Source organism: Halostagnicola bangensis, assembly GCF_054653435.1.
Genome location: NZ_BAAIGG010000002.1, coordinates 2721405 through 2747344 on the forward strand (window position 1 = coordinate 2721405; position 25940 = coordinate 2747344).

The window sequence follows — 25940 nt, forward strand, 5'->3', positions numbered from 1 at the left end:
GACGGCATAACCTTTCTCCACGAACTCGAGTCGGTTCCTCTGTGGCTCGGATCGAACTGACGACAGTCACTCCGCGAGTTCGGGTCTCGAGAGAACGACGTTGAGGACGGCACCGAATAGGATCAACACGCCCGCGAAGTAGAGCCAGGTGACGAACAACAAGACCGCACCGACGGCCCCGTAGGCCTCATACTGCGCCGCGTTGGCCGCGTAGAGCTGGAATCCCGCCTGAAGAACTGCCCACCCGATAGCGGCGAACACAGCACCGGGGAGTACTTCCCGTATCTCGACATCAATGGGCGGAAGGACGTAGTACATCGGCAGGAAGACGAGGAGGAGCCCGAGTATCAACAGCGGCCAACTTAGCAGTCCCACGAACGGCACCGTGCCGGCGAGCAGTCCCAGCACCGCGGCCATCGCGACCATCAATCCGATTCCGCCTGCACCCGCGAGGATGACGACCAACCCGTCGGTAATCTGTTCGACCATCGAGTCCTCGGCGGCGGTATCGTACACTCGATCGAACGCGAGGCTGAGGCCCCTGAACACCTTCAGGCCACCCCAGGCGGCGACCAGCAGTGCGACGACAGTCGCTTCCGCGCGACCGGATTCGGTCGTTAGCGCGTCCGTGACGAGTTCCTCGCCGGCTTCGGGGAGGAAGTCACCGGCGACTAAAATCAACTGTTCGGCCGCCTCCTCGCCGCCGAGGAGCGAGCCGACGACGATCGCGAGCAGTATCAGCGGAATCACCGAGACGAACGCGTAGTAGGCGAATCCCGCGGCGAGATACGTGACGTCTCGTTCGCTGGCCGTGTTGTAGATCTCGAGAACGGTTTCTTTCGGGTTCATAGCAGGTACTCGTTCAGACTTGTCGTTCGATCTCGCCAGCTGAGACTGTAAGAACCAGCGGCCGAGATCGTGGAACCGAGACGATAGACGGTCATCGGAGCGTGTCCACGCACTCGTTACCACTCCGTACAGAAATTGTGGGTGGCGTAGACCTCACCGCCTTCGGAGAGGTAGACGCCGACACCGCCGCGATCCCACGCTTGTGTCTCGCCGTCCTCGAGGATCGCATCGCGGTGGTCCGGTGAGTTCATCCACTGTTCGACCAGCCCCTCGGCGATCCCCTCCGCGGTCTGGTACTCTACTGTCGTGCTCTCGTTCGGCGCCTCGACGGATCGCTCGAGCCAGTTCATCGCCAGATTCTCGCCGTAACTTCGACAGTACCCCGCGACGTCGTCGAACCGATCGTAGGGATCCTCTCCGTCGGGGTTCGTGTGCGCGAAATACTCCCGTTCGTGCATGTCGGCACTGTGGGCTCGAGAGACGGAGGCGACCGTTCCGTCCCACTCGAGGGCCTCGAGGTCGTGTTCTGCACGACGGTCGTTAACCTCCGCGTGGACGAAGTCCTCGACGTCCTCGGAGGTTACCGTCTCGACGTCGGTTTCGTACGTCGTTCCGTCCGGGTCATCGGGGTCGGCGACCTCCGGATCGCGTTCGCCGGCTGGTGGTGGGTCCTCGCTCGGTGCAGGCAGATCGTCGATTTCGTCGACGACCGACGGAGCGATCGCCATTGCTCCGATAACGAGTCCGCAGAGTAGTCCAAGCGTTAGCAATAGTCGAAGCGCCGCTCCCACCTTCGACCCGCCGGAAGCAGACTGGTCGTCGAGTGAGTCGGTTTCGGAGGCGTCGGTTTCGATCGGGGGACCACGGCCCATTCGTTCGCATTCAAGCGACCGAGTAATAAGACGTTCATGGTTAGTCGCAGTACGTGACATGTGCCACACATGCCTTCTCGAGAGTACAGTTACGCGCCCGAACAGCTACGGTCACGCGCTCGATCCCTCGGCGTCGCACGATCCGAAAATCGTCTCGTGAAAGGCAATGACCAGTCCGGGAACGACGGCCATGAAGAGGTGTTCCTCCAGGGGGATGCCGGCGATATCGATGCCCGTTCGGAGCTTGATATCGAAGACGCCGACCGCGAGCGTGTACCGATCCCAGAGGTAAGCGATCGGATACAGCGCGAGAATCGTCACGGCGGCTTTTCGGAGGGCACCCGCTCGTCGAAGCATCAATACTGCGATCGCTCCCCAGAACAGTTCCGTCGCGAGGTAGGTGTACCGACCGAAGACGCTGATATCGGGGGCCATGCCCCCTGATGTACTTCCAGCGGCAAAAAAGCGTGTCCCCCGGAAGCGTGCGTGGTAGGCGTTATCTTAAATACCCCAGCGCGAGTAGTCCTTCCCGTAACGATGGATATCGCTGATATCGCCACCAAAGACTACATCGAAGTAGACGTCGGAACGCGCATGGGGAAAGTCCGTTCGACCTTCGAGAACGGGAACCCCAAAGGAATTATCGTCACCGACGACGGGGAGTACGAGGGCGTCATCAGCGAGCGGGAAGTCCTTCAATCCCACGTCGAGGACGACGCGAAAGTCTCGGCCCTGATCAAACCGAGTCGGAACTCACCGGCGCCGAAACTCGACCGGTACGAGAACGTTCGCGAGACCGCCCGACTGCTCATCGAGAGCAACTCGAAGGTCGCACCCGTATTCGAAAATGACAGCCTCTGGGGCGTCGTAAGCGGCGATGCGATTCTCGAGGCCGTCCTCGAGAATCTCGATACGCTCACCGTCGGAGACATTTACTCCGACGATCCGATCACGGTCAACGAGGACGACGGGGTCGGAAAGGCGATCAACTACCTCCGCGAGAACGGGATCTCTCGGTTGCCGGTGCTGAACGAAAACGGCTACCTGACGGGCGTCGTCACGACCCACGACATCGCGGACTTCGTCATCCGCCAGAACGAACGGATGACGACCGGGGATCGAACCGGCGACAACAACCGAATGCTCGACGTTCCGGTCTACGACATCATGAACAGCCCCGTCGAAACGACGACCCTCGAGGCGACGGCCCAGGAAGCCGTCGAGGAGATGCTCGACGACGATTACGCCGGCTTGATGGTAACCCCAGGGGACGACGACCGCATCGTCAACGGCATCGTCACGAAAACGGACGTCCTCCGGGCGCTCACCTACACCGAGGAAGAGCACATGGACGTCCAGATTACGAACGTTTCGCTGCTCGATACGGTTACTCGAGAATCGATCACCCAGAGCATCCAAGAAGTCGCCGACAAGTACCAGGAGATGCAGGTGATGCACGCCCACGTTCGCCTGCACGAGCACAACGAAAAGCTCCGAGGGACGCCCCTGGTGCAGGTCCAGATTCGGCTCCGAACGAACAAAGGACAGGCCGCAGGCACTGGCGAAGGCTACGGCGCGGAGAACGCCTTCCGCGTCGCACTGGACAAACTCGAGCGCAACGTCCTCGAGATGAAAGGGATCGCCAGCGATGAAGAGTACCGCGGACAGTTGCTTCGAAAACTCAACGAGATCTAACTGCCCGAGACGGGCAGTCCGACTTTTTGCGCTTGGTGGCCGACAAATACGGTAAACCGGCTATGGAGACAGATCACGGTCTCTCCCGATCAGAATCCAGACCCGTCTGCACTCCCCTCGAGACCGGAATTCGTGATCGTAAACTGCGCGGATTCACCGGCCGCCTTGGACCGATGCTTTTCCAGCGTCGCCCGCCGATTGCCACCGCGGAATCGCTCGATTCGGACGACGACGCCCGTCCAGTGCTCGAGGGTGTTCCCGCCGAGCGCCCGCGTTCGGTCCGAGTCCGGGTCCGCGAACACCTGGTTCGTGAGCACGACCGCGAGGTCGTACTTGCGCGCGAGCGAAAGGAGATGAGTCACCTGTCGAGTGACGCTTCGTAGTGCCTCGCCGCTGTCGCTGTCGCCGGTTCGCTCGAGTCGGTAGAAGCCGGTCGCACTGTCGAGAACGATCAGATCCGCGCGCTCTGCGAACTCCTCGGCATCGCGGACGGCTTCTTCTTGCTCCTCGAAGTCGAGTGCGTCCTCTATGACGATGCGGGAGGCGACGTCCTCGACCGTCTGATCGGATTCGCCGGATCCCACGCGGGCGGACAGTAGTTGTTGAAACCGATCGACGGAGACGCCTTCGGTGTCGATATAGACCGCCGTCCCGCCGTTCGCGCCCGTTTCGACAGCGCTCGAGAGCGCGAGGTTCGTCTTGCCCGCGGCGGGCGGGCCGTACAGTTGTGTCACGGTGCCGCGCTCGAAGCCACCGCCGAGCAACTCGTCGACCGGCGGACAGCCGGTTAGAATCGCCTCGTCGTTCACGGTCGAACGTAGGCGGCTGCCAGCAAAAACCCCCCGGAACCGCTCTCGAGCGGATCAGGTGCGCGCTCGCGCGGTGTCGTGACTGAATTCGTCAATCTGGAACGTCTCCGGACGAAGATTATCCGACGCGCAGAACAGACCATCGATTCGAACGATCCGAACGAATCGTCCCCGGCCGTGGATGCCGATCCGAAAATCACGAGAACAGGATAGTTTATTCCGGATCGCGGCGAACGGTTCGGTGTGATTGTCGTCGCAACCACCGACTTCGAAGTCTACCACGGTGCCGTCAACGAGCTCCGCGACCGCGGAGCAACGTTTACGACGATCGAAGCCGACGAGGACCTCCCCGAACAGACCGCCGTCGTCATTACGGACGAAGACAACGCGAACTCCTTCACAGACGTGACGACGATCGTCGCGGCTCCCGAAGAATCGCGTCGTGCGGTCGAGCAGGCCCTCGCCGCGCTTCGCGGCGACGGCGGGCGAACGATCATCGGCGTCGATCCCGGGCGAAAACCGGGTATCGCCGTCCTCGCCGGGGAGATGATCGTCGCGACATTTCAGGTTCCGGTCGCCGACGCCGTCGAGGTGATCCGTCGCGAGGCGGCCGAAGCCGTCGATCCGCTGGTCCGGATCGGCGACGGCTCCCGTCTCCAGAGTGCGAAACTCGTCAACCAACTCGAGGGGGTTCGCGTCGAGCTCGTCGACGAAACGGGGACGACACCGTATCTCGGCGTCGGCGCTCGAGGTGCGGGTGACGTTCTCGCGGCCGCAAATATCGCGAGACTCGAGGGCGAGCCCGTCGAAAGTCGGGAGATCGAACCCACGGCTGGAGAGTTGCAGGTGATCAAAGATCGGTCCCGCGAGCAAAGCAAAACCAATCGTGCCATCGACGACTCGCTCGCAGAACGCGTCGCGGCGGGAGAGTTGAGTATCGACGAAGCGCTCGCCGAACATCGGAGCGACGGCGACTCGGGGACGACGTCCCAGAACGAAACTGACGAAGCGTGATCGGCGAATCGGTCAGCAAAGCTGTCGCTACGCGGTTAGTCGTTCGTATTGTAACGCGAAAATCGGAAAGATATCGTTGTACCGTTCTCGAGACCGCCTCGAGATTCGTTAGGCTGGGATCGCTGACGGAGCGACTGCGGAGCCGAACTGAACGTTTTCGTTCGACTGCATGCTCACTTGCGAGGAGGTCGCTTCGCCCCCATCATCGGCAACCGCGAACGCAGCCTGTTGGTTGTTCAGGTTCTCCTGGAAGAGTGACTGGTACTGATCGATTTCTGCGTCAGGCTGGTAGGATGCATCCTGCTTTTGCTCGCCACCAGCGTCCGCATCGATCGTCAGAATCGGGTTGTCCGATTCGTTGTCACCGTCGAGCGAGACGGTCGTTTCTTCGGTGTAGATAACGCCCGGACTCGATCCAGCATCACCTGCTGGCAGTGCCTGTGAGATGCCAACCTGCGCGTTGTGGTTCTCCTGGTAGGAGAGCTGGATCGCAGTCGCTTCGCTTCCGTTGAGTGCAACTGCGACCGCCGCGCTTTGCTGGTTGAGGTTAAGCTGGCTTACGTCCTGGTACTGGGTGACGCTAGCCTCGGTGTCGTCTTTGTCTTTCTTGTCGTCGTGGGTCTTCTGTTTGTCACTGGCGGTTTCGACGATGTCCGATCCGCCGTTCGTGTTGGCCGATGCGATGTTCATACCGTCAGTCGAGTCGAGAACGGAGGCCGAGTAGGCGCTTCCGACCTGTTCGTTGATGTTCGACTGATCGGTCGTCTGGATCGACGTCGCGGTGGATTCGTTGCCGATCGCGATCGCGACTGCGAATCCTTGTTCGTTAATGTTGGCCTGCATGCTCTGCTGGGATTGTGCTAGCTCCGAGCCAGCGACTTGACTCCCACCTTCGGCATGACTAGGGTTGACGTTCACAGCGTTTGCAACCGCTCCCTGGTAGTTCGAGTTCTGCTGAGAGCTGTCCTGTATCGCGAGCGCGTTGCTCCCGTTCTCGGCGATCGAGAAGGCGACGCTTTGTTCGTTGACGTTCGCCTGGTCAACGTTCTGCGCCTGCGTGACCGATGCCTGCGAGTACTGGATCTCTTTGTCGTGTTTCTCATCGTGGTCGCCTTTCTCTCCTGCGACAGCCCAGCCGTCGAAGCGCTGGTGATCTTCCTCGCCGAAGAGGAAGTAGACGTCACCGACGTCTTCGAACTCGACGTTTTGCTCTCCTAGGTACTGGTTCTCGGAGATCGCTTCACCGTCCTGCGTGTTTTCGTTAACCTGGCTCGACTCTTGGATGGCGGTCGCCTCGCCACCGTCGATCGAAATCGAAGCCGCGCCTTGCTGGACGTCAACGTTCGCCTGGTTCACGTCCTGATACTGGACGATTTCGCTAGTCGGATTCACACCTTCAGATTCGGCGTTATCGTCGTCCGAGAGGTGTGCGTCTACGTACTCTTCGAGCGACTGGTCACCGATATCCGCACCGAAGACGAAGTAGAGATCTTCTCCGTCCTCGAGCGTGTGTATTGTTCTATCGTCTTCGCCGGGATCCTCGACTGCGGTCGCCGGGAGTGCGGCACCCGTCATCGAGAGCGCTAGCATCGCGGCGACGAGAACTGTCGTGAGTTGTGATCGTGATATCATCGTGTAAGTCGTGTTTCGTTTCAAATGCCCTGTGAGGGTCTTTTCTTACTGCATCTTCGCGGTGCGAACCATCATTTTCCGAATAGTGTCTTTGTTATCTGTAGGTTGTAAGCAAGAACAAGGTCGTTACCGCTCCGAACGGCCCGTGGGAGTTTTCGAAGGAAGTTACTACCCGCCGAAACTCCCAGACTGGAGGCTATCGATGCGATACGTCGAACAATTGATCACCGAAATGACCCGCTTTCGTTCAGGGACTCGAGAACGTAGGCGCCGACATCCACGGGTTGGAGAATCATACCGTAGAGAGACTATCAGGGGTAGAGGACAAACATCGGTTGTAACCGATGTATAACGGATATTACACCGATAGCGAAGCGACACAAGAACGGAGTAGGAGCCTCGTACGGTCCCCAATATGTCGATAGGATGGCCGTTCCGGCGATAAATGGGCCATACGATGACTAACAACTCGCTGGATAGGTGTAACGTTGATCGAACGAAAACACAATCGGAAATATATCATTGAAACTGTAATTCGGGTTAATACGGTCCCTGATGGTCGGGTTCAACCGGGCAACGCGCCGTGGCATCGCTCGGATCGGTCGAAGATCCCGCAAGGAACCACGCGCTCAGTGCGCTGGTAACGAACCGGACATTCGGTGCGCTGGTGACGAACCGGTTTCGGCGGTCCGCGCGTGTAGGCCCGGACGATAACGAAAACTATGAAACGTACATTCACAGCGCTGATGGTATTCGCGATGATCGGCAGCCTCATGTTCATGGGGATGGCCGGAACGGCAGCGGCACAGAACGATATTGACGACGTTGACGGCGAGAATATCGGCGTCGGCGTCGGCGGTGACGGCGGTGACGGTGGAGACGCCACGCACGAAGGACACAATGTCGACGTGAGCACAGGTCCAGCAATCGTTGACCAGGACCAGACTGCTACGAACACCAACACCCAGGCAGCGAGCAGCTCCAGTCCTGGTGACAACCCACACCACAACAAGCACGGCGGCGCTGCAGACGGCGGCGTCGACCAAGCTCAGAACGTGAACCAGCAGATTGATCAGGAGCAGGTCGGCTACGCTGACTCCTCCGCTGAAGTCGGTGACATTAGCGGTGACGCCAACGCCGGCGACGGTGGCGACGGCGGCGACGCTAACGTTGACCAGAGCACTGACAGCAGCGTAGATGAAGGTGACACTACTGAGGGTATTACCGAAGGCATCATCGCCAGCCTCTCCGACCTCCTCGGTGACGTTCTCGGTTTCCTATAACCAGTTCTAAGGGAATCGGTTCGTGAACTGACTAATGTTATTTTTTATGGACTTACCAACCACCAAGAGCGTATAGGTGAGATAACGTTTCTATAAGATATTCAGATAATATACGAATCTAATAAAAATGTTTTCAACGAACAACGTTGATAGACGAATCAGCTAAGGAAATTATGATACGATCAACAACGAGCGTCGTACTGGTGATCTGCCTACTCCTCGTGATAAGCGCTGGCGCTGTCGCCGTCGCCGGCATCGGCGGTTCGACGGATAGCGACGATGCCGAGAACGAGAGCGTCTCGAGCGACGAGTGTCGGGACATCGTCGAGAGTTCGGCGGACGCCATCGTCACGAACATCTCGGTCGACGGCTCGAGCGACGATTTCGAGTGTGAACTGTCGGAGAACGGTTCGACGGTGAACATAACCGTTGACTCGGGCGCGTCGGGCGCGGATGGAACCAACGTCACCTCGGAGTCGGAAACGGTGACGTGGGACACGGAGAACGGAACGGTCGTTTCGGAGAGTAGTACCTCCGTCTCGCAGAGTAACGGGAACGACGGCGATGAGCACGACATGAACTCAAATATCTCGGTCAGTCAGGACAGTGAGGTAGTGAGCGGAACGGATGACGTGGAAGTCGAGGAAGGCGACGTTGTCGCCGAAGACGGAGAAGACGGTGAAGACGGCGACGTCAACATCAGTACTAGCTAGCCGACTCGAGCACTACTCGAGCGATTCCCTGCCTTTCTCTTCTGCTTGTCGAAGAACCTCTTGAACCGGCAACTGCGTCTCGAGTGCAACCTCGGCCGCGTCGTCGTACTCCGCGCTCACGTCGTAGACTTCTCCGTCGGCGTCGCTCGCGATTTTCACCGTTACCTCGTACTGTTCTCCGCCGCGCTCGAGCGTCACGCTCTCGAACTCCCTGTTCGCGATCCACCGGTGTGTCGCACCCGCGTCCCGGATGCCGAGCGTTCCCGTCTCCTCGGCTAACGCTCGAGCCACGCGTTGGCGGTCCGCGGGCTTGCAGATGACCTTCACGAGGTGGCCGGGGCGGGACTTTTTCATCGTGACAGGGAGGATCGAAACGTCTCGAGCGCCCGCCGCCGAAAGCGTCTCCTGTAGGCCGCCGAGCACCTCCGGGGTCGCGTCGTCGAGGTTCGTCTCGAGAACGGCGATATCGTCGCGAACGAGTTCGCCCGCAGCGTCACCCTCGCCGACCAGCACGCGGAGGACGTTCGGGTGCGGATCGAGATCGTAGCCCCCTGCACCGTAGCCGGATGCTTCGAAGGACATCGACGGAAGCGACTCGACGCCGTCCGCGACGTGTCCCAGAATCGCCGCCCCCGTCGGCGTGAGCAACTCGGCGTCGACCGGACCGCCCCGAAGCGACCAGTCCGCTCGTTGAGCGATTTCGACCACCGCCGGCGTCGGAACTGGGTACTCGCCGTGGCTCATCGAAACCGTTCCGCCGCCGGTCGAAAGCGGCGTGGTGACGACGCGGTCCGGCTCGAGGTCCTCGAGCAACAAGACCGCGCCGACGATGTCCGCGATGGCGTCGTCCGCTCCGACCTCGTGAAAGTGGATATCCTCGAGGTCCTCCCCGTGGACGCTGGCCTCCGCCTCGCCCAGCAGTTCGAAGACGGCGAGCGCGTCGCGTTCGATTGCCGGTTCGAGGTCCATCTCCTCGACGATTTTGCAGACCTCGAGGTAGCTCCGATGGGGGCCGTGTCCCTCGGCGTGGACACCGCCGTTCCCGCCGTGAGCGGTCCCGTGGTGGTGATCGTCGTCGTGGCTGTGACCGTGTTGGTCGTGGTCTCCGTGGTCGTGTGAGTGATCTTGATCCTCGTGATCGTGTGGGAGGTCCTGGTCTCCGTTGTCGGGTGAATTGGTCTGGTCGTCGTGGCCGTGATCGGAACGATCGTTGCCATCGGCACGACCAGATTTAGCGTCAGTTTCACCCTGGTAGTCGGTCAATACCACGTCCACCGTCGTCGAGGCGATTCCGCACTTGGTCGTCTCGTCGATCCGGTACTCGAGAGCCAGCGCGTCTTCGACTGGCTCGAGGACGGACCGGTCCCCACCGGCATCGAGAAGGGCCGCGAGGAGCATATCGCCGCTCGCACCCATTCGGCCGTCGAACGCCAGGAGTGTCATGTCTACGTGGGCGGTAGGCGACACCAAAAGTCCTCGTTCTTTCGATCAACGAAGCCATGAGAAACACGCCGTGACGGCGAAATCGGACGACGCCGGTACATCTATGTAGCTCCCTATCTGACGACTATGTGTTAGTGTGTAGCATGGTTAGACTCTCCCTCACAGCGGCTCCTCTCACGAGCACAAAGCCTATCCGGTCACGTACCGGAGTTAGCAACAACGCCGTCCATTCCGAATTATGAACGAAGTTCAACTCGAGGTTGCGAAGGCGTACCCGAACGACTCGGGTCGCGGTATCGCCCGACTCGATCCGGACACGCTGTTACATCTGAAGCTCAGTCCGGGCGACATCATCGAAATAGAAGGTGCAGACACGACCGCCGCGAAGGTGTGGCGCGCGGACCGACAGGACTGGAACACGGACACCGTCCGCATCGACGGATTCACTCGCCAGAACGCCGACGTGGGGATCGGCGAACGGGTGACGATCCGGAAGGCGGAGGCGACGAAGGCGAACAAACTCGTCCTCGCGCCGCCCGAAGAGGCGTCGGTGCAGTTCGGCTCGGACGCCGCTGGCATGGTCAAACGTCAGATTCTGAAACGCCCAGTCGTCGGGAAGGACATCGTCCCGGTTATGTCCTCGACGAATCACCCCTTCATGCGATCGCCGGGACAGGCGATTCCCCTAATCGCGGTCGAGACCGAACCGGAGGGGGTAGTCCTTATCACCGAGGATACTGACGTGGAACTTCGAGAAGAGCCCATTTCGGGCTTCGAGAAAACCGGCGGCGGAATCACCTACGAAGATATCGGCGGTCTCCAGAGCGAGATCCAGCGGGTGCGCGAGATGGTCGAGTTGCCGATGAAACACCCGCAGATCTTCAAGAAATTGGGGATCGAACCGCCACAGGGTGTGTTACTCCACGGGCCACCCGGCACCGGAAAGACCCTCCTCGCGAAAGCGGTCGCCAACGAGACTTCGGCGAGCTTCTTCTCTATCGCGGGGCCGGAGATCATCTCGAAGTACTACGGCGAATCCGAACAGCAACTCCGGGAGATCTTCGAGGACGCGAGCGAGGAGTCGCCCGCGATCATCTTCATCGACGAACTCGACTCCATCGCACCCAAACGCGAGGACGTGACAGGCGAGGTCGAACGCCGCGTCGTCGCACAGCTGTTGACGATGATGGACGGCCTCGAGGCCCGCGGACAGGTCATCGTCATCGCCGCGACGAACCGCGTCGATTCGGTCGACCCAGCGCTCCGTCGACCCGGTCGGTTCGACCGGGAGATCGAGATCGGCGTGCCGGACGAGGTCGGCCGCGAGGAAATACTCCAGATCCACACGCGCGGTATGCCCCTCTCGGACGACGTCAGCCTCTCGCATCTGGCGGACGAAACCCACGGCTTCGTCGGTGCCGACATCGAGAGCCTGACCAAAGAGGCCGCGATGAAAGCGCTCCGACGATACCTTCCAGAGATCGACCTCGACGAGGAGGACATCCCGCCGAGCCTGATCGATCGGATGATCGTCAAACGCGACGACTTCGGCGGCGCGCTCAACGAGGTCGAGCCGTCGGCGATGCGGGAAGTCCTCGTCGAGCTCCCTAAAATTTCCTGGGACGACGTCGGCGGTCTGCACGATGCCAAAGATCAAGTTCAGGAATCCGTCGAGTGGCCGTTGAACAACGCCGATCGGTTCGAACGGATGGGCATCGATCCGCCGGCGGGCGTCTTGCTGTATGGCCCGCCCGGGACCGGCAAGACGCTGATGGCGAAGGCGGTGGCCAACGAGACCAACGCCAATTTCATCTCCGTTCGCGGTCCGCAACTGCTCTCGAAGTGGGTCGGCGAATCCGAGAAGGCGATCCGTCAGACCTTCCGCAAAGCGCGGCAGGTCTCCCCGACGGTGATCTTCTTCGACGAACTCGACGCGCTCGCCCCGGGTCGCGGCGGCGAAGTCGGCTCGAACGTCTCCGAGCGAGTCGTCAACCAGCTCCTGACCGAACTCGACGGCCTCGAGGACATGGGTAACGTGATGGTCATCGGCGCGACCAACCGTCCCGATATGATCGACCCCGCGTTGCTCCGTTCGGGTCGGTTCGACCGCCTCGTCATGATCGGCGAGCCCGATATCGAAGGTCGAGAGCGGATCCTCGAGATCCACACCGAGGACACGCCGCTGGCGGCGGATGTCAGTCTCGCCGAGATCGCCGAAATTACGGACGGCTACGTCGGCAGCGACCTCGAATCGATCGGGCGCGAGGCGGCCATCGAAGCGCTTCGCGAGGATACGGAGGCCGACATCGTCGAAATGCGTCACTTCCGACAGGCGATGGAGAACGTTCGCCCAACGATCACCGACGACATCCTCGACTACTACGAGCAGATCAAGGAAGACTTCGCGGGCGGCTCGAGCGTGACCGAACCCGGCACGGGTCGGCGCGGCAGTCGGATCGGCTTCCAGTAACTCGCTTCGACTCTGTCCTCGAGACGAGACGTTCGCGCGTTCAGCCGGATTGTCATCTCTCAGACCTATTCGTTTGCGAGCGCGTTCGACGCGTTCGACCTCGAGTTCGAGTACGGCCGTAATCACTGATTACTCAACGTTCCAGTATCGAATCCGTCTGATTTTTCCAGTCAATCGGAAGGCGTCACTCGCCTGCTAAGTCACGAGTAGTTGGCAACTCCGTCGTTCATTGGCCGTGTTTCCCGGCGGTAGCCGGTGCCAACGAATGGTTCATCGGCCTGTATTCGGCTAAATTCTCCACAAGTTGATGAGACGATCGGTCCCCTATTTCCACGATGTGGGCATAGAAATTCCCGTCAGGTACCGCAATGTCGAACCAATCATCACGCGACCAGCAACCTGCGACGACAGGTGTATCCGCTGACGGCCAGGACGCGGATCCGCGAGTGCTCGAGCAGTATCTTCCCTCTCTCGCGAAACCAATCCGGGTCGGGAGTTTCTGGTTGGCGATCGTCTTGCCGTTCTTGTACGTTCCACTGCTCGTCACCGGCCTCTCGAGCAGTGTCGAAACGGGATTGTTCCTCGGGTTGCTCGCCCTCAATATCGTCGTCCTTTACGTGGGACACTCCTATCAGCAGTAGCGCATCGGTTGAGTTCCGCCCACACTGGCGTTTTTGGGTCGCCGATCCACTCGTCGTTCACCGTACTCGATCCGTCTCCGTACTCGAGTTCTTTCATCCGAGAGCGCCGAGTGCGTCTCGAATCGCCTCTCGCTTGACGACGAAAAACCCGGCGACGATGCATCCGAATCCGACGGCAGTCGCGAGGCCGATCGCTTCACCCAGGTAGAGCCACCCCACCACCGCAGTGACGATCGGAGCGACGTAGGAAACCATGTTGATCTCGACGGCCCCGAGGCGTTCGAGCAACTCGAAGTACAGTAGGAATCCGAGCGCGCTCGAGACGACCGCGAGGTAGGCCAGCGCGCCGATCGCCTCGGGGTGTATCCACGCGGACGGCTCGACGGGCTCTCGGAGCGCGAGGCTCATCCCGTGCATCAAGAGCGCGCCGCCGAGCATCGACCAGGCTTCCATTGTCTCGATCTCGATTTCGGCGTCGATTCTACGGGTGAGGACGCTACCGAAGGCAAACGCCGTCGCGGCGAGGAAAACGAGTACCGTCGCGACGACATCGGTTGCGAGCAGGTCGGATGGATCGGGTTGGGCGATGATGGCGACGCCGACCAATCCGAGGAGGACGCCGCCGATACCGGCCGGTGAGAGCGCGTCTTTCGGGAACAGCGCCCGTGCGAATCCGGTGGTCAACACCGGCGAGAGACTGACGAGGATGGCCGCCGCGGCCGCCGTCGTGTGTTGCTGGCCGACGAACAGGAACGCGTGGTAAATCGCGATCAGGAACACCGCACCGACGGCGACGACCCGCCACTCGTCTCGTCCTCGAGGCACCCATTCCTCGGCCGCGTAGGCCGCGTAGCCGAGCATCAGGAGCCCCGCAATATCATAGCGCAACGCGGCGTACAACACCGGCGGAAAGTACTCGAGCCCGGCGCTGATGGCGACGAACGCCGATCCCCAGAAAATCGCGAGGAGCAAGAACAACAGCAGGTTACGATACCGACTCACGAGTTGGCTTTCCGTCCGCGAATCCTATACGTTGCGTTTCGAACCACGCGACTGGGTAAGTAACACCACGCCGCCGATACCGACGGTCGTCCCGCGGCGAACTCGAGAGGAAAGACGGACGGCCAGAAACGACTCGATCAGGATTGACTCGACTCGAGTACGTCCGCGTTTCGCTCCGCCGCCTCGCCGTAAAGGTGACACGCGACCGGGTGGGCGTCGTCTCCGAGACCGGGATTCTCCCGTTCGCAGACGCTCTCGTATTCCTCGAGGAGAATGTCTGCGGCCTCGTCCCAGTTCGTCTCGGCGACCTCGAGAAGGGCGTCCTCGACGATCTCGTCGTGTCGCATCGGCAGTTCGTGGTCAAACAGTCGGTCCTTGACCGTGCGAACGAACGTCCGCGTGTCCTCGTCCGAGTCGTCGCTCTCTCCGACCTCGAACTCGGGCTCGTCGCCGACCGACTCGAGCGTGATATCCCGCTCTTCGACTCGCTGTCGAAGGGTCATCAACTCGCGGAACAGTTCCTGCTCGTGCTCGAAATCCGCGGGCGGAATCACTTCGGGACAGCGGGTTCGGAACCGACAGCCGCTGGGCGGGTCCCGTGGCGACGGCACGTCCCCCGAGATCGTCTCCCGATCCCGGTTGCGTTCCTCGGTAGAGGCTCGAGGGACGCTCTCGAGCAACGCCTGCGTGTAGGGATGTTTCGGATCGCTGAAGATCTCCTCGACGGGGCCGATTTCGACGATTTCGCCGAGGTACATCACCGCGACGCGATCGCAGACGTGGCGGATGACCGAGAGGTCGTGACTGATCAGGAGGTAGGTCAGATCGAACTCGTCCTGAAGATCGTCGAGCAGGTTCAGCACCTGCGCCTGGACCGAGACGTCGAGCGCGCTCGTGGGTTCGTCCAGAACGAGAAACTCCGGCCCGAGCGCGAGCGCCCGGGCGATGCCGATCCGCTGGCGTTGCCCGCCGGAGAACTCGTGGGGGTATCGATCGAGCTGGTCGACCGAGAGCCCGACTCGCTCGAGTAGCCGGTGGGCGTGGTCGGTTCGGAGCTGATCAGTCGAACGTTCGATGGAAACGTGGACCTCGATACCGTCACCGCGACTCACCTCGAGTGTGAGATTCTCCTCGACCTCGGCGACGACGCCTCGAGCGGTATCGACGCGGCGGGACGTGCTCTCGCCATCGTCGTCACCGTTGGCAGCATTGGTATCGGTCCCGTCGCCGTCGCCCTCACCGCTCGCACGAACGGTTACGTGAACCGTCGAGACGCCGTCGACGGGCGAGACGAGTTTGTCGATGTCGTCGTCGACGGTCACCGAGACGATGTCCCGCGATATTCCATCAGTTCGGAGTTCGGCCGTCGTTTCCACGTCCGGATCCGTCTCGGGCCAATCGTGGATCCCAAGGGGCTGGGTGACGATCTGCCCGATCGTCATCCGCGGGTCAAGACTCGAGAACGGGTCCTGGAAGACGACCTGGGCCTCGCGACGGAACGCCGTTTCCTCCTCGCCGGTTAGCTCGAGGAGGTCCTTGCCGTCGAACTCGACGGTGCCGCCGGTCGGCTCTTGCAACTGGAGGAGGGTTTCCCCCGTCGTCGATTTTCCACAGCCCGACTCGCCGACGAGTCCCAGCGTCTCGCCGGGATAGATATCGAAGCTCACGCCGTCGACTGCCCGAACTGGGACCGGCTCCGCACCGAGGAGCTGGTCGAGTATCGAGTCGTTCTCCCAGAAGTACTTCTCTAACTCATCGACGCTGACGAGCGGGCCGGATTCGGTATCGCTCATCGGATTCGGGTCGCCGTTGCTCGCCGGATTTGGATTGGCGTCGCTCATTGGCTCTTGACCTCCTCTGCCTGCTCGGTCGCTGTCGACTGCCTTTCGGGTTCGTCCTCACCGAAATAGCCGTCGGGCAATGCCTTCAGCTCGCTGTACTCCGTCTCGGCGAGGTAACACTTCGTCGCGTGCTCGTCGCTCCCGTCGGCGTCGAACTCCGGTGGCTTCTCGAGACACTCCTCCATCGCTTTCGGGCACCGATCCGCGAAGTAACACCGATCGGGCATCTCCTCGTCGATCAGGCTGGGGACGTTCCCCGGAATCGGTTCGAGTCGCTGCCCGGCTTGTTCGAGGTCCGGAACGCTCCCGAGTAACCCCTCGGTGTAGGGATGGACGTGATCGTCGAAGACATCCTCGAGCGTGCCGCGTTCGACGATTTCTCCGGCGTACATCACGCCGACGCGGTCACACATTCGGGCGATGACGCCGAGGTTGTGCGTGATCAGCAGGATCGTCATGTCGGTTTCTTCCTGCAGGTCCGCGAGCAAGTCGAGAACCTGCGCCTGGATGGTGACGTCCAGGGCGGTCGTCGGTTCGTCGGCGATCAACACGTCTGGTTCGCCCGCGAGCGCCTGGGCGATCATCGCCCGCTGGAGCATCCCACCGGAGTACTCGTGTGGATACTCATCGGCTCGCTTGGCCGGGTCCGGAATGCCGACCATCTCGAGCAGTTCGACGGCGCGGTCGCGGCTTTCACTCGAGACGTACCGCCGCGAGGGGAGCACCGTCGAGAGGATGAACGACCCCATCGAGTACTCCGAAGATTGGGTCTTCGCGCGCGTCGAACGCGGGTTCGCGCTTGCCCGCCGCTGGACTTCGACGGCTTCGGCGAGTTGCTCTCCGACCGTGATGCTCGGATTGAAACTGCTCATCGGGTCCTGGAATATCATGCTGAACGACGCGCCCCGAAGCGAGTGGCGCACCGATTCGGGCACCGACAGCAGGTCGACGAACTCGCCGTCGACGGCCTCCGGATGATCGTCTCGAACGCTCTCGGCGAGGTCTGCGTTCCGATACTCGATCTCGCCTTCGGTGATCTCGCCGGGCGGTTCGATCAGGTGCATCATCGACCGAGCGGTGACACTCTTGCCGCTTCCGCTCTCGCCGACGATGCCGAACACCTCGCCGCGTTCGATCCGCAGGTCGAGATCGGAGACGGCGTTTACCTGCCCCTGTTCCGTGAAAAATCGTGTCGATAGTCCGTTTACGCGTAAGATATCCTCAGTCATGAGCTATTAGGCACCCCCTTCGCCGCTGATGTTCGGATCGAGCGCATCTCGAAGCCAGTCGCCGAGCAGATTAATGCTAACCACCGCGAGCAAAATTCCGATACCCGGAATCGTCGCGATCCACCAACTCGTCGCGAGGTGGTCTTGGCCCTGCTGAATCTCGTACCCCCACGAAAGCGTTGTTCCTGAGAACCCGAGATAGGAAAGCGAGCTCTCGAGCAGGATGATCGCGGCGACCTGGATCGTCGCGAGCACGATCACGGGTGTGAGGCTGTTCGGAAGGATGTGTCTGAGCAGGATCGTTCTGTTGCTCGCACCCATACTCTTGGCGGCTTTGACGTACTCCTCGTTTCGCAAAGAGAGAGCCTCACCGCGTGCAACGCGGGCGAACCAGACCCAGGTGACGAGCGCGACGACGATAGTCACCGTCCCGGGTAAAGCGATCGATGTCGGCATGCCATCGGCGAACCCCGCTCTGACGATCGGATCGGGAATTCGCTGAACGCTCTGGCCGAAGACGCCGATGAGGGCGACGGCGAAGACGAGCGACGGAAACGCGAGCATCATATCCGCGATGCGCATCATCGAGTCGTCGATCCGCCCGCCGTAGTAGCCGGAAACGAGTCCGAACGGGACGCCGAACGCCGCGGCTAACCCCGTCCCGATCAACCCGACGAGCAGGGAGATTCGAGCGCCGAACAGCGCCCTCGAGAACGTATCCTGCCCGATCTGGTTCGTGCCGAGGTAGTGATCACCGCTTGGCTCGACCGTGTAGGAGACGCGGTCGCGTTCCCCGTCGCTGTCGTCCCACGTGTGCGAGGTGTCGGTCGTTCCCCACGGTGGGTACGAGTTCCCCTCCTCGTCGAAGTGGCCCGTCGTGTGGGGGTTGTGCGTCGCGAGAACCGGCGCGAACAGCGCCATCAAAATGATGAGGATAGCAATCGCGAGTCCGACCTTCGCCAAGAAACTCTGACGGAACTCCGTTTTGAGACTGGATTTGAGGCGATCTGAAATCATTCGTCCGTCACCTGTGGGTTGAGATACGCGTACAGCGAGTCGACGACGATGTTGATGAGCACGAAACTAACCCCGATAAAGATCAGGATACCCTGGATCAGCGGCCAGTCGAGCGAGCGGATCCCGCCGATGAGGCGCAACCCGAGCCCGGGCCACGAGAACACCTCCTCGGTAACGACCGCACCGCCGATCAGCGTGCCGAGTTGCAGGCCGAGTACGGTGATGATCGGGATCATCGTGTTTCGGAGCACGTGTTTGTACCGAATCAACACGCCGGGAAGTCCCTTCGCCTCGGTCGCCGTAACGTACGGCTTCCCGAGTTCGTCGATCATCCCGCTCCGCGTGAGTCGGGTGATCAACGCCGTAAAGTACGTTCCGAGCGCGATCGCGGGTAACGTGATGTGGTGGAGCCACGTGAGGAGATCGCCGACGTAGCCGTAGGTCACGAGCATCCGCATCGCTTCGACGAACCCGACCGGCCGGTGACTGGTCGGGAACAGCCCGAACTGCACCCCAAGCACCAGGATCAACATGATTCCGAGCCAGAAGTTCGGCGTGCTGATCCCGACGAGCGAGAAGAGCGTCGCGCCGTAGTCCGCGGGTTCGTTTCGCCTCGTCCCGCTGATAACGCCCAGCGGAATCGCGATGATCATGGCGACGACCGTCGCCGCGATGGCTAGCTCGAGGGTCGCCGGAACCCGTTCGATGACCAGCGTGGTCACTTCGCGGCTCGATTGGTATGAGTAGCCGAGATCACCGACCAGAATCCCCTGTAGATACTCGAGATACTGGACGTATATCGGTTCGTTCAGCCCGAGATCCTCCCTGACCCGCTCGCGGAATTCCTGGGATGCCGCGTCGTCGACGATCAGGTTCACCGGGTCGCCGGGAGAAACCGCTCGAAGGGCGAAGGTGATCGTCACGACCCCCCACACGACGACGATCCCCTGCAAGATACGTTTTATCAGGAACTTTCCAAAGGACATCGAAATTTATGATTGAAGTGTTTGGCGAGTGGTAATAGGGTTTCGTTCTTGACCTGATTATCCGCGGACGGGATCGATTCGTGATCCGTCGAAGCCACTTCGCCTCAGTCCGTAGATCGGTGGGCCGTTACTGATCCATCTCGTCCACGTAAATGCTCTCGTCTGAACGTGGATCCCACTCGAGGTCCTCGTTGATGCCGTAAATACTCTCCTCGAGGTGGAGGAACACCCACGGCGCTTCCTCGCGGAGGTCCGCGTTGATGTCTTGGAGCATCTGTTCGCGTTCTTCCTCGTCGTTTTCTTCCTGGCTCTCGAGGATTCGGTCTTCGATTTCCTCGTCGCTGAAGTTGAACTGCCCGCCCTCGCTCGTGAACCACGGCGCGAGGCCGTAGTCAGCGTCACCGGTCGGGTTGCCCCAGCCGATCAGGAAGAACGGGTACTCCTCGTAATCGGGTCCTTCCGCCGCGGCATCCGCAATCGTATCGAAGGGGACGTTTTCGAAGTTACAGTCGACGTTATCCAGTTGATCGATCTGGTCCGCCGCGGTCTCTGCGACGTCCGAATCGTTGAGATACCGGCCGTCCATCGAATAGAGCGTGATCTCCTCGCCCGCGTAGCCGCTATCCTCGATCAGGGACTCGGCTTCGTCCTGATCCTGTGAGTAGGGCTCGAGGTCCTCGTTATAGCCGAACAGGCCCTCCGGAATCGGTTGGGTCATCGGCTCTCCGAAGCCACCGAGGTTGTTGCTGATGATCCCCTCGTTGTCGACGGCGTAATTCATCGCCTGTCGGAACTCCTGACTGTCGAACGGTTCGACCTCGTTTTTCATCACGAGGAAGATGTTGCGGAAACTGACTTCTTCTTCGATCATCACGCCGTCCTCGTCGTCGATCGTCTGGACATCCGTCGGCGGGACGTTGACGACGAGATCACTTTCACCGGCCCGCAGGCCGCCGACGCGTCCGCTCGAGGTGCTTTCTGCGTTCATTCGAACTGTTTCGAACGCGGGCTCGTCTCCCCAGTAATCGTCAAAGCGCGTAAAGACCGCCTCGACTTCGGCTTCGTACTCCTCGAGTTCGTACGGACCCGTCCCGTTCATCTCGGGTTCCGTTATCGGCTGCTCGTCGAACGATTCTACCCAGTCCTCGTTGACGGCTCGAGTGAAGTTCGCGAGCTGGTATTCGACGAGCGATTCCGCGGCCGAGTGTTCGACGAGAACCGTCTCGTCGTCTTCGGCTTCAGCCCCGTCGATAGCGGTCATGCCGGCGACCTGATCGCTCCCGAACCCGACCTCTTCGTCTACCTGCCGATTGATCGTGTACGCGACGTCGCTCGCGGTCAGATCGTCGCCGTTGTGGAAGACGACGTCGTCTCTGATCGTGAGCTCGACGACTCCGTCTTCGGGGTGTTCCCAGTCGGTGACGACCCGACCTTCGATCTCGCCGTCTCGCGTGACGTTGAAACAGGGTTCGTAGACCTGGTCGAAGACGTTGTAGTACGGCGTCGCGTTGTGGTCGTTCGGATCCGTGTTCTCGATGAACTCCCCTTGCGTGATGACCAGTTCGTCGATGTCGCCGTCCCCCGTTGGATCGTCTAAGCACCCCGCAATTGCACCGAGACCGGTCGTTGCTGCCGCTATTCCCGTAAGCTCTAAGACCTGCCGCCGATCGACAGTATGTTCGTTAGCACCCGTCATATTCTCTGTAGAGAGAGGGCAGATATTTATAAATATTGGTAGTCAATCCGTAGAATTACGGAGATAGAGCCGTGTTGTACGTATTTGGTTACTAAAGAACAGTAACTGACGTTGTTTTGTTGAACTTTCACAGCCAGATTCCTGGCAAAAGTTTAAGTTACCTACAGGACCAACTGATGGTATGGCCGCCCACGGCCGCCCCGCACTGCGGGACTTGTTCGACGAGTCACCGACCCCGCACATCGCACATCCACCGCGGACCCATCATCGCGACTTCTACGTCGCGACTGACGGTTCGTTCCGGAAAACAGGTGGTGGGCTCGGTGCAGTGATCGAAACCAGAGACGGCACTCGCGTCGCACGCATCGCGACAACGGATGCCCCGCCCGACAACAACGTCGCCGAGTATCGGGCGTTACATCTCGGACTCGACGTACTCGCCGAACGGGCTCCCCCCAATGCGAGCGTCGGCGTTCTCATCGATCACGATTCACTCGCCAGCAACGTCAATAACGCAATCCTGGCGACGAACCATCCCGACCGAAAACCGCCGCGACCGTTTTCGGTCCCGCCCGAAACCGAGTATCACTGGCGCGGCATCCAGGCTCGAGTGAACGGGTTCGCGGAGATTCGCGCGGCACGAATCGATAGCAACCAGAATCCCGCACATCCGCTCGCGAACGAACCGACACAGTACGAACACGTCAACCGGGAACTCGATCGGTGTGTCCTTCCCGATCCGCCGGAAACGGCCGTTTCGAAGGTTCCCCCACCGTCTCGAGCCAACCGAAACGGCAGCGGTCGAGCCTCGGATTGAGCAAGCTGTCGGTCAAAACGGGTGTAATCTGAAGGAGCCGCCCTGTTCGCCCGGGCGAGTCCAGTGCCGACTGGCTCGATGCGAACCGCCATCGTTATTTCCTCGCTTCGAAGAGTCCAGTTCGATGAGTCTTCGTGTCGCCGTTGCCGCGCCGTTCGTCCAGGACGGCAGTGCCCAACTTCGGGAGAACGAGTTCGTCGTTTCGCTCTCGCTGGATCGGGACTGGTTCTCCCCCGATCAGGCCAAGCGACTGATCGACGTCGCGACCCAGGAGGACCTCCTCGTGCGCGACGGAAACGACCTCGAGCTGACGTTCGATCCCGCGACGGTATCGATTCCCGACGAGTTCGTGCCGGACGAGGATATCCTCACGGAGCGATCCGCCTTCGAGCGAGTGCTCGACGCGCTCGTCGCGGAAGGAACCGAGAAACACGAAGCGGTCGGCGCGATCAATACCCTCCAGCAAGAACTCGGCATTACGATCGAGGCCGCGGCGGTCGTCTACGCCCGTCGGGAGGGGATCGACGTCTCCGAACTCGTTCCCGTCGCCAGGAACGCGCTGACCAGCTCCGACGGCGACTGAGGTCGGAAGACGCCGTTAGCAACCGCCTTTTCTCCGATCGAAGACGGTTAACCCGTCCGTCGGCAACCTCAGGCATGGTCGAGAAACGGATCACGGACGGTCGGCGGATCGCCGAACTCCTCTCGAGCGAACTCGACGGGCGCGAGGACGGCCACCTCGAGCACCTCGCGGTCGTCAACGCCGACGCGGACGTCGAGCCGACGGCCGACGGCGCTCGAGCGTACGACGTCGAACGAGAGGGAGAATCCGGGGAAACGACGCGCTTCGCTCGCGTTTTCATCCACGACGACCGAGCACACGTCGAGTTCGAACGGGGACAGGACCGCGCCGCAGCGGTCGCCGAATCGTCGGGACTCAGGGTTCGACCGAAAGCGACGACACCCCCGAAGACGCTCGTGTTCGTCGAGGACGGCGGCGAAGTCAAACGAGCCTCGGACGTCTTCGACGCCGCGAGCCGAGCGCTCGAGGACGAAGCTTCGTAACGAGAGCTGTACGCACTCACTCGAGCGTCTCGAGGACGGTCGGCAACTCATTCGCGATCGAATCCTGCTTGAGGTGAGCGAGCGCTCTGTCGTCCGGTGCGGGTCCGTCGGATTTTAAGACCTGAATCGCGTTCATTCCCGCGTTTGTCGCGCCGGCGATATCGGCCTCGATGTTGTCGCCGACGTAGACCGCATCTCCGGCCTCGACGGCGAGTTCCGACAGAATAGCCTCGAACGCTCGCGGATCGGGTTTTCCTGCCTCGAGTTCACCCGTGACCAGCGCGGCGTCGAACGTGTTCTCCCAGCCCAGGGTTTCGAGTTTATCTCGCTGGGCGCGAACGGGACCGTTCGTGAGCAAGCCGACGCTGTAGGCCGCTTTGAGGTCCTCGAGGAGGGGTTCAACGCCGGGGATCGGCGAGAGCGAATCCGCGATCGTCTCCCGGTACGCGACGGCTAGCGCTTCGGCGTCGGCGTCCGTCTCTCGGCCAGCCAGCAGATCGGCGAAGATCGGCTCTCGAGTGTGCTTCGTGAGGTTCTGGCTGTGCGCGTCGAGATACGCCTCGCGGCTGATCGATGGCGTCCCAGCCGCGGCCGTGACGTCCTCGAGAATCGTCTCCCGATCCCGGTCCGGAACGGCGAGTGTTTCGTCGAGATCGAAGACGATCGCCTCTACCATGATCAATGGAACGAACCCAACGGGTTTGAAGGTACCTTTTTTACAATACGTGACTCGACGAGCGGTGGAACGTCCCACCGGAGTTGAATTGGCAGGTTTCAAGTAGCGCCGAAACTCGACGAAATAGCGGCTTCCGAGCGGCGAGATCCGGATGATTTTCTCGAATCTCTGAACAGAACGAACCGCCCGCAAAATTAGCGGATGGGGACTCAACCATCGATCGTTTTCGCTTCATCCGCGTAGCTATCCGCCAGCCGAACCGGCTCCGGGAGTTTGTACCCCGAACTCAGTTCCAGCACGACGTCGGCGGCCGTTTCGGGGCCGACGCGGTGACCGGGGCTGACGTACAGCGGATTCACGTACCGACTCGAGGACTCGTACTGCTTGGTCTGGACGGCGTACCCGAGCAGGGTTCCGTCGGCAACGTCGACTCGCGAATTCGATTCGATCGGCACCCTGGTTCCGGCGGGGAGGTTTTCGAGATCATCCGCGGGCTCGCCACAGAGGAGGCTCTTCGCGACGCCGATGGCCGGGGCGTCAAGGAGCACCCCGATGTGGGTCGCGATGCCCGCCTGCCGGAAGTGGATGCGACCGCTCCCGTCGAACAGGAAGAGATCGGGTTCGACCGATAGCTCCTCGATGGCGTCCAGAATCGGCGCGCCTTCGCGGAAGGCCAACAATCCGGGGATGTAGGGAATCTCGAGCGGCGTCACCGCGTGAACCCGTTCGATCACTTCGCCGCCTTGCATCGCGACGACGGCACTCAGCGCTCGTTCGGGTTCGTTCTCGAGGAGAAAGGATTGATCGACACCCGCGACGATCGGCGGCTCGGTGTCGCTCGAGGCGGCTTGAAGCGGGTTCGAGAGCATTGCCGGATCGAATTCCGAGCCACCGCCGGTTTCGGTTTCGCCTCCGGGTGCCGATCCGATATCGATATCGTCCTCGAACACCGCACTGCTGGCGATCTCCCGCTGGAGGGACTCCATGTCCTCGGTCGAAAGCGAGGCGTCGGGGAGGAGGTCGGGTCTCGAGAGCTGGGTCATTGGCGTTTCGTACTCGGCGAGCGAAAATGAGTGTCGGGATTTGAGAACTGATCGCGGGAACAACGGCTACTGCTCAGAACGGACCGCGTCCGCGTCCTGGGCCGCCAGGTCCGCCCGGTCCACCCGGCCCGCCGCCACCGCCGAGTTGTAACTGGTTCGGTGTCCGGATGTTCTTCGTTCGTTTGATATACTCCCCGTAGGCGAAGCCGACCAGCAAACCAACGAGGTGGGCCGCGTGAGCAATCCCGAGGGCCCCTCCCATGCCGCCGCCGACCAGCAGCAGACTGATCACGGCGAACCCGCCTGTCAGCACCCAGAGCGGCATCGGGATGAAGAACATGAAGTACACCTTGAGGTTGGGGTTCAGAATCGTGATAACGCCGAGGATGGCAAGTGCACCCCCAGATGCGCCGAGAACGCCGCCCTCCCAGGGTGCGAGCGCGCCTTCGGTCATCTGTATGAATACCTGGGAGAGCCCGGCCAATATCCCGCTTCCGAGGAACAGCAACCAGAAGTTCCGGTCACTAACGTACCGACTCAGGAGCGGCCCGAAGAAGAAAATCACGATGCTGTTAAAGGCGATATGCATCAGCCCGCCGTGGGCGAAAATAGATGTTACCCACGTCCAGACGTACTCGGGATTCTGTGGCGTGAGAGCAAATATCGAGCGGTAGGTGAGATATGCCGAACCTTGAAACATTCCGAGCGAACCGACGGGTGCAAGCAACAGTCTCGCCACCTGCTGGAGCAAGAACGTGATCCACATCAACAGCAAAATTGTGTACGTTACGTTTCCTCGGAAGTACCCCAGCGGCCCGCCCGGCCCCGTATCGAACGGAAGTTTCGAGGCAATCTTCGCCTTCGCCGACGTCTCCTCGCTCGAGTTCACGCTGTCGTCGAACCCGCTGTTGAAGACGCCCTTCGGATCGTTCCAGTCGTGTAAGCCTGAGCAGTTGTGGTTCTCCGGTAAGCGGTGCTCACCGCAGTGGGTCCCCCCGCAGTGGCGACACTCGTAGGGCATGCTCTCTTGTTTCCCACACACGTCGCACTTGGCCATTGACCGGGGGTATGCGTGGCACGGCTAAGGGATTTGGGGTTTCGGCGGGCTCGTGCCACGCCCCGATTCCTTTTTGCTGGTTACGGCCGA

Annotated in this window: 24 protein-coding genes; 9 read left to right on the plus strand and 15 right to left on the minus strand. The window is 60.9% G+C overall.

The window, feature by feature from the left end; all coding sequences use genetic code 11:
* Positions 1–66 precede the first annotated feature (66 nt).
* From ACYQ14_RS15345 to ACYQ14_RS15355, 3 genes are all read right to left on the minus strand, one after another.
* A complete protein-coding gene (locus ACYQ14_RS15345) occupies positions 67–849 on the minus strand; it encodes a YihY/virulence factor BrkB family protein (protein WP_459889266.1) in 783 nt (260 codons plus the stop codon).
* A 116-nt stretch (positions 850–965) separates the two neighbouring features.
* The gene (locus ACYQ14_RS15350; protein ID WP_459889267.1) at positions 966–1721 is read right to left on the minus strand and encodes a CAP domain-containing protein; all 756 of its coding nucleotides are present in this window, start codon (positions 1719–1721) and stop codon (positions 966–968) included.
* 111 nt (positions 1722–1832) lie between these two features.
* The gene (locus tag ACYQ14_RS15355; protein ID WP_459889268.1) at positions 1833–2156 is read right to left on the minus strand and encodes a lycopene cyclase domain-containing protein; all 324 of its coding nucleotides are present in this window, start codon (positions 2154–2156) and stop codon (positions 1833–1835) included.
* Between the two features lie 102 nt (positions 2157–2258).
* On the opposite strand from ACYQ14_RS15355, the gene ACYQ14_RS15360 reads away from it, so the two are divergent.
* Positions 2259–3416: a CBS domain-containing protein gene (locus tag ACYQ14_RS15360; RefSeq protein ID WP_459889269.1), complete on the plus strand. Its 1158-nt coding sequence runs from the start codon at positions 2259–2261 to the stop codon at positions 3414–3416.
* 89 nt (positions 3417–3505) lie between these two features.
* Here the strand turns inward: ACYQ14_RS15360 and radB are convergent, their stop codons facing one another.
* On the minus strand, positions 3506–4225 hold the full coding sequence (radB, locus tag ACYQ14_RS15365) for a DNA repair and recombination protein RadB (RefSeq protein ID WP_459889270.1): 720 nt from the start codon (positions 4223–4225) through the stop codon (positions 3506–3508).
* Positions 4226–4468: 243 nt separating this feature from the next.
* Between radB and ACYQ14_RS15370 the strand changes: the two genes are divergently transcribed.
* Positions 4469–5239: a RuvC family protein gene (locus ACYQ14_RS15370; protein WP_459889271.1), complete on the plus strand. Its 771-nt coding sequence runs from the start codon at positions 4469–4471 to the stop codon at positions 5237–5239.
* 108 nt (positions 5240–5347) lie between these two features.
* Here ACYQ14_RS15370 and ACYQ14_RS15375 read toward each other — a convergent pair whose 3' ends face one another.
* Positions 5348–6871 carry a hypothetical protein gene (locus ACYQ14_RS15375; protein ID WP_459889272.1) on the minus strand — a complete coding sequence of 508 codons (1524 nt, stop codon included), beginning with the start codon at positions 6869–6871 and terminating at the stop codon, positions 5348–5350.
* 722 nt (positions 6872–7593) lie between these two features.
* Between ACYQ14_RS15375 and ACYQ14_RS15380 the strand changes: the two genes are divergently transcribed.
* A complete protein-coding gene (locus tag ACYQ14_RS15380; protein WP_459889273.1) occupies positions 7594–8154 on the plus strand; it encodes a hypothetical protein in 561 nt (186 codons plus the stop codon).
* A gap of 173 nt (positions 8155–8327) precedes the next feature.
* Positions 8328–8867 (plus strand): hypothetical protein, encoded by a 540-nt coding sequence (locus ACYQ14_RS15385; protein ID WP_459889274.1) that lies wholly within the window; start codon positions 8328–8330, stop codon positions 8865–8867.
* A gap of 12 nt (positions 8868–8879) precedes the next feature.
* Here the strand turns inward: ACYQ14_RS15385 and larC are convergent, their stop codons facing one another.
* On the minus strand, positions 8880–10310 hold the full coding sequence (larC, locus tag ACYQ14_RS15390; RefSeq protein ID WP_459889275.1) for a nickel pincer cofactor biosynthesis protein LarC: 1431 nt from the start codon (positions 10308–10310) through the stop codon (positions 8880–8882).
* A 238-nt stretch (positions 10311–10548) separates the two neighbouring features.
* Here larC and ACYQ14_RS15395 point away from each other — a divergent pair, with 238 nt between their 5' ends.
* Both ACYQ14_RS15395 and ACYQ14_RS15400 read left to right on the plus strand, forming a co-directional pair.
* Positions 10549–12780: a CDC48 family AAA ATPase gene (locus ACYQ14_RS15395; RefSeq protein ID WP_283835188.1), complete on the plus strand. Its 2232-nt coding sequence runs from the start codon at positions 10549–10551 to the stop codon at positions 12778–12780.
* A 368-nt stretch (positions 12781–13148) separates the two neighbouring features.
* The gene (locus tag ACYQ14_RS15400) at positions 13149–13421 is read left to right on the plus strand and encodes a DUF8028 family protein (protein WP_459889276.1); all 273 of its coding nucleotides are present in this window, start codon (positions 13149–13151) and stop codon (positions 13419–13421) included.
* Positions 13422–13514: 93 nt separating this feature from the next.
* Here the strand turns inward: ACYQ14_RS15400 and ACYQ14_RS15405 are convergent, their stop codons facing one another.
* The 6 genes from ACYQ14_RS15405 to ACYQ14_RS15430 form a co-directional block, all read right to left on the minus strand.
* Positions 13515–14423, minus strand: coding sequence for a DMT family transporter (locus tag ACYQ14_RS15405; RefSeq protein WP_459889277.1), 909 nt, complete (start codon positions 14421–14423; stop codon positions 13515–13517).
* A gap of 137 nt (positions 14424–14560) precedes the next feature.
* Positions 14561–16216 (minus strand): ABC transporter ATP-binding protein, encoded by a 1656-nt coding sequence (locus tag ACYQ14_RS15410; RefSeq protein WP_459890087.1) that lies wholly within the window; start codon positions 16214–16216, stop codon positions 14561–14563.
* 44 nt (positions 16217–16260) lie between these two features.
* Positions 16261–17493 carry an ABC transporter ATP-binding protein gene (locus ACYQ14_RS15415; protein WP_459889278.1) on the minus strand — a complete coding sequence of 411 codons (1233 nt, stop codon included), beginning with the start codon at positions 17491–17493 and terminating at the stop codon, positions 16261–16263.
* A 6-nt stretch (positions 17494–17499) separates the two neighbouring features.
* On the minus strand, positions 17500–18510 hold the full coding sequence (locus tag ACYQ14_RS15420) for an ABC transporter permease (RefSeq protein WP_459889279.1): 1011 nt from the start codon (positions 18508–18510) through the stop codon (positions 17500–17502).
* Positions 18507–19496, minus strand: coding sequence for an ABC transporter permease (locus ACYQ14_RS15425; RefSeq protein WP_283835193.1), 990 nt, complete (start codon positions 19494–19496; stop codon positions 18507–18509). The genes ACYQ14_RS15420 and ACYQ14_RS15425 overlap by 4 nt, the downstream gene beginning before the upstream one ends.
* A 127-nt stretch (positions 19497–19623) precedes the next feature.
* On the minus strand, positions 19624–21192 hold the full coding sequence (locus ACYQ14_RS15430) for an ABC transporter substrate-binding protein (protein WP_459889280.1): 1569 nt from the start codon (positions 21190–21192) through the stop codon (positions 19624–19626).
* A gap of 181 nt (positions 21193–21373) precedes the next feature.
* Between ACYQ14_RS15430 and ACYQ14_RS15435 the strand changes: the two genes are divergently transcribed.
* The 3 genes from ACYQ14_RS15435 to ACYQ14_RS15445 all read left to right on the plus strand — a co-directional run bounded on the left by ACYQ14_RS15435 (position 21374) and on the right by ACYQ14_RS15445 (position 23074).
* Positions 21374–22009 carry a ribonuclease H gene (locus tag ACYQ14_RS15435; RefSeq protein WP_283835195.1) on the plus strand — a complete coding sequence of 212 codons (636 nt, stop codon included), beginning with the start codon at positions 21374–21376 and terminating at the stop codon, positions 22007–22009.
* 124 nt (positions 22010–22133) lie between these two features.
* Entirely contained in the window at positions 22134–22592 is a 459-nt protein-coding gene (locus ACYQ14_RS15440; RefSeq protein WP_459889281.1) for a DUF2240 family protein, read from the plus strand.
* A 74-nt stretch (positions 22593–22666) separates the two neighbouring features.
* Complete coding sequence (locus tag ACYQ14_RS15445) at positions 22667–23074, plus strand: DUF7993 family protein (RefSeq protein ID WP_459889282.1); 408 nt, start codon at positions 22667–22669, stop codon at positions 23072–23074.
* Positions 23075–23090: 16 nt separating this feature from the next.
* Here the strand turns inward: ACYQ14_RS15445 and ACYQ14_RS15450 are convergent, their stop codons facing one another.
* The 3 genes from ACYQ14_RS15450 to ACYQ14_RS15460 all read right to left on the minus strand — a co-directional run bounded on the left by ACYQ14_RS15450 (position 23091) and on the right by ACYQ14_RS15460 (position 25850).
* Positions 23091–23750, minus strand: a complete 660-nt coding sequence (locus ACYQ14_RS15450) for an HAD family hydrolase (RefSeq protein WP_459889283.1) — start codon at positions 23748–23750, stop codon at positions 23091–23093.
* A 209-nt stretch (positions 23751–23959) separates the two neighbouring features.
* On the minus strand, positions 23960–24793 hold the full coding sequence (locus ACYQ14_RS15455; protein ID WP_459889284.1) for an endonuclease V: 834 nt from the start codon (positions 24791–24793) through the stop codon (positions 23960–23962).
* Between the two features lie 73 nt (positions 24794–24866).
* A complete protein-coding gene (locus ACYQ14_RS15460; RefSeq protein ID WP_459889285.1) occupies positions 24867–25850 on the minus strand; it encodes a rhomboid family intramembrane serine protease in 984 nt (327 codons plus the stop codon).
* Positions 25851–25940 lie beyond the last annotated feature (90 nt).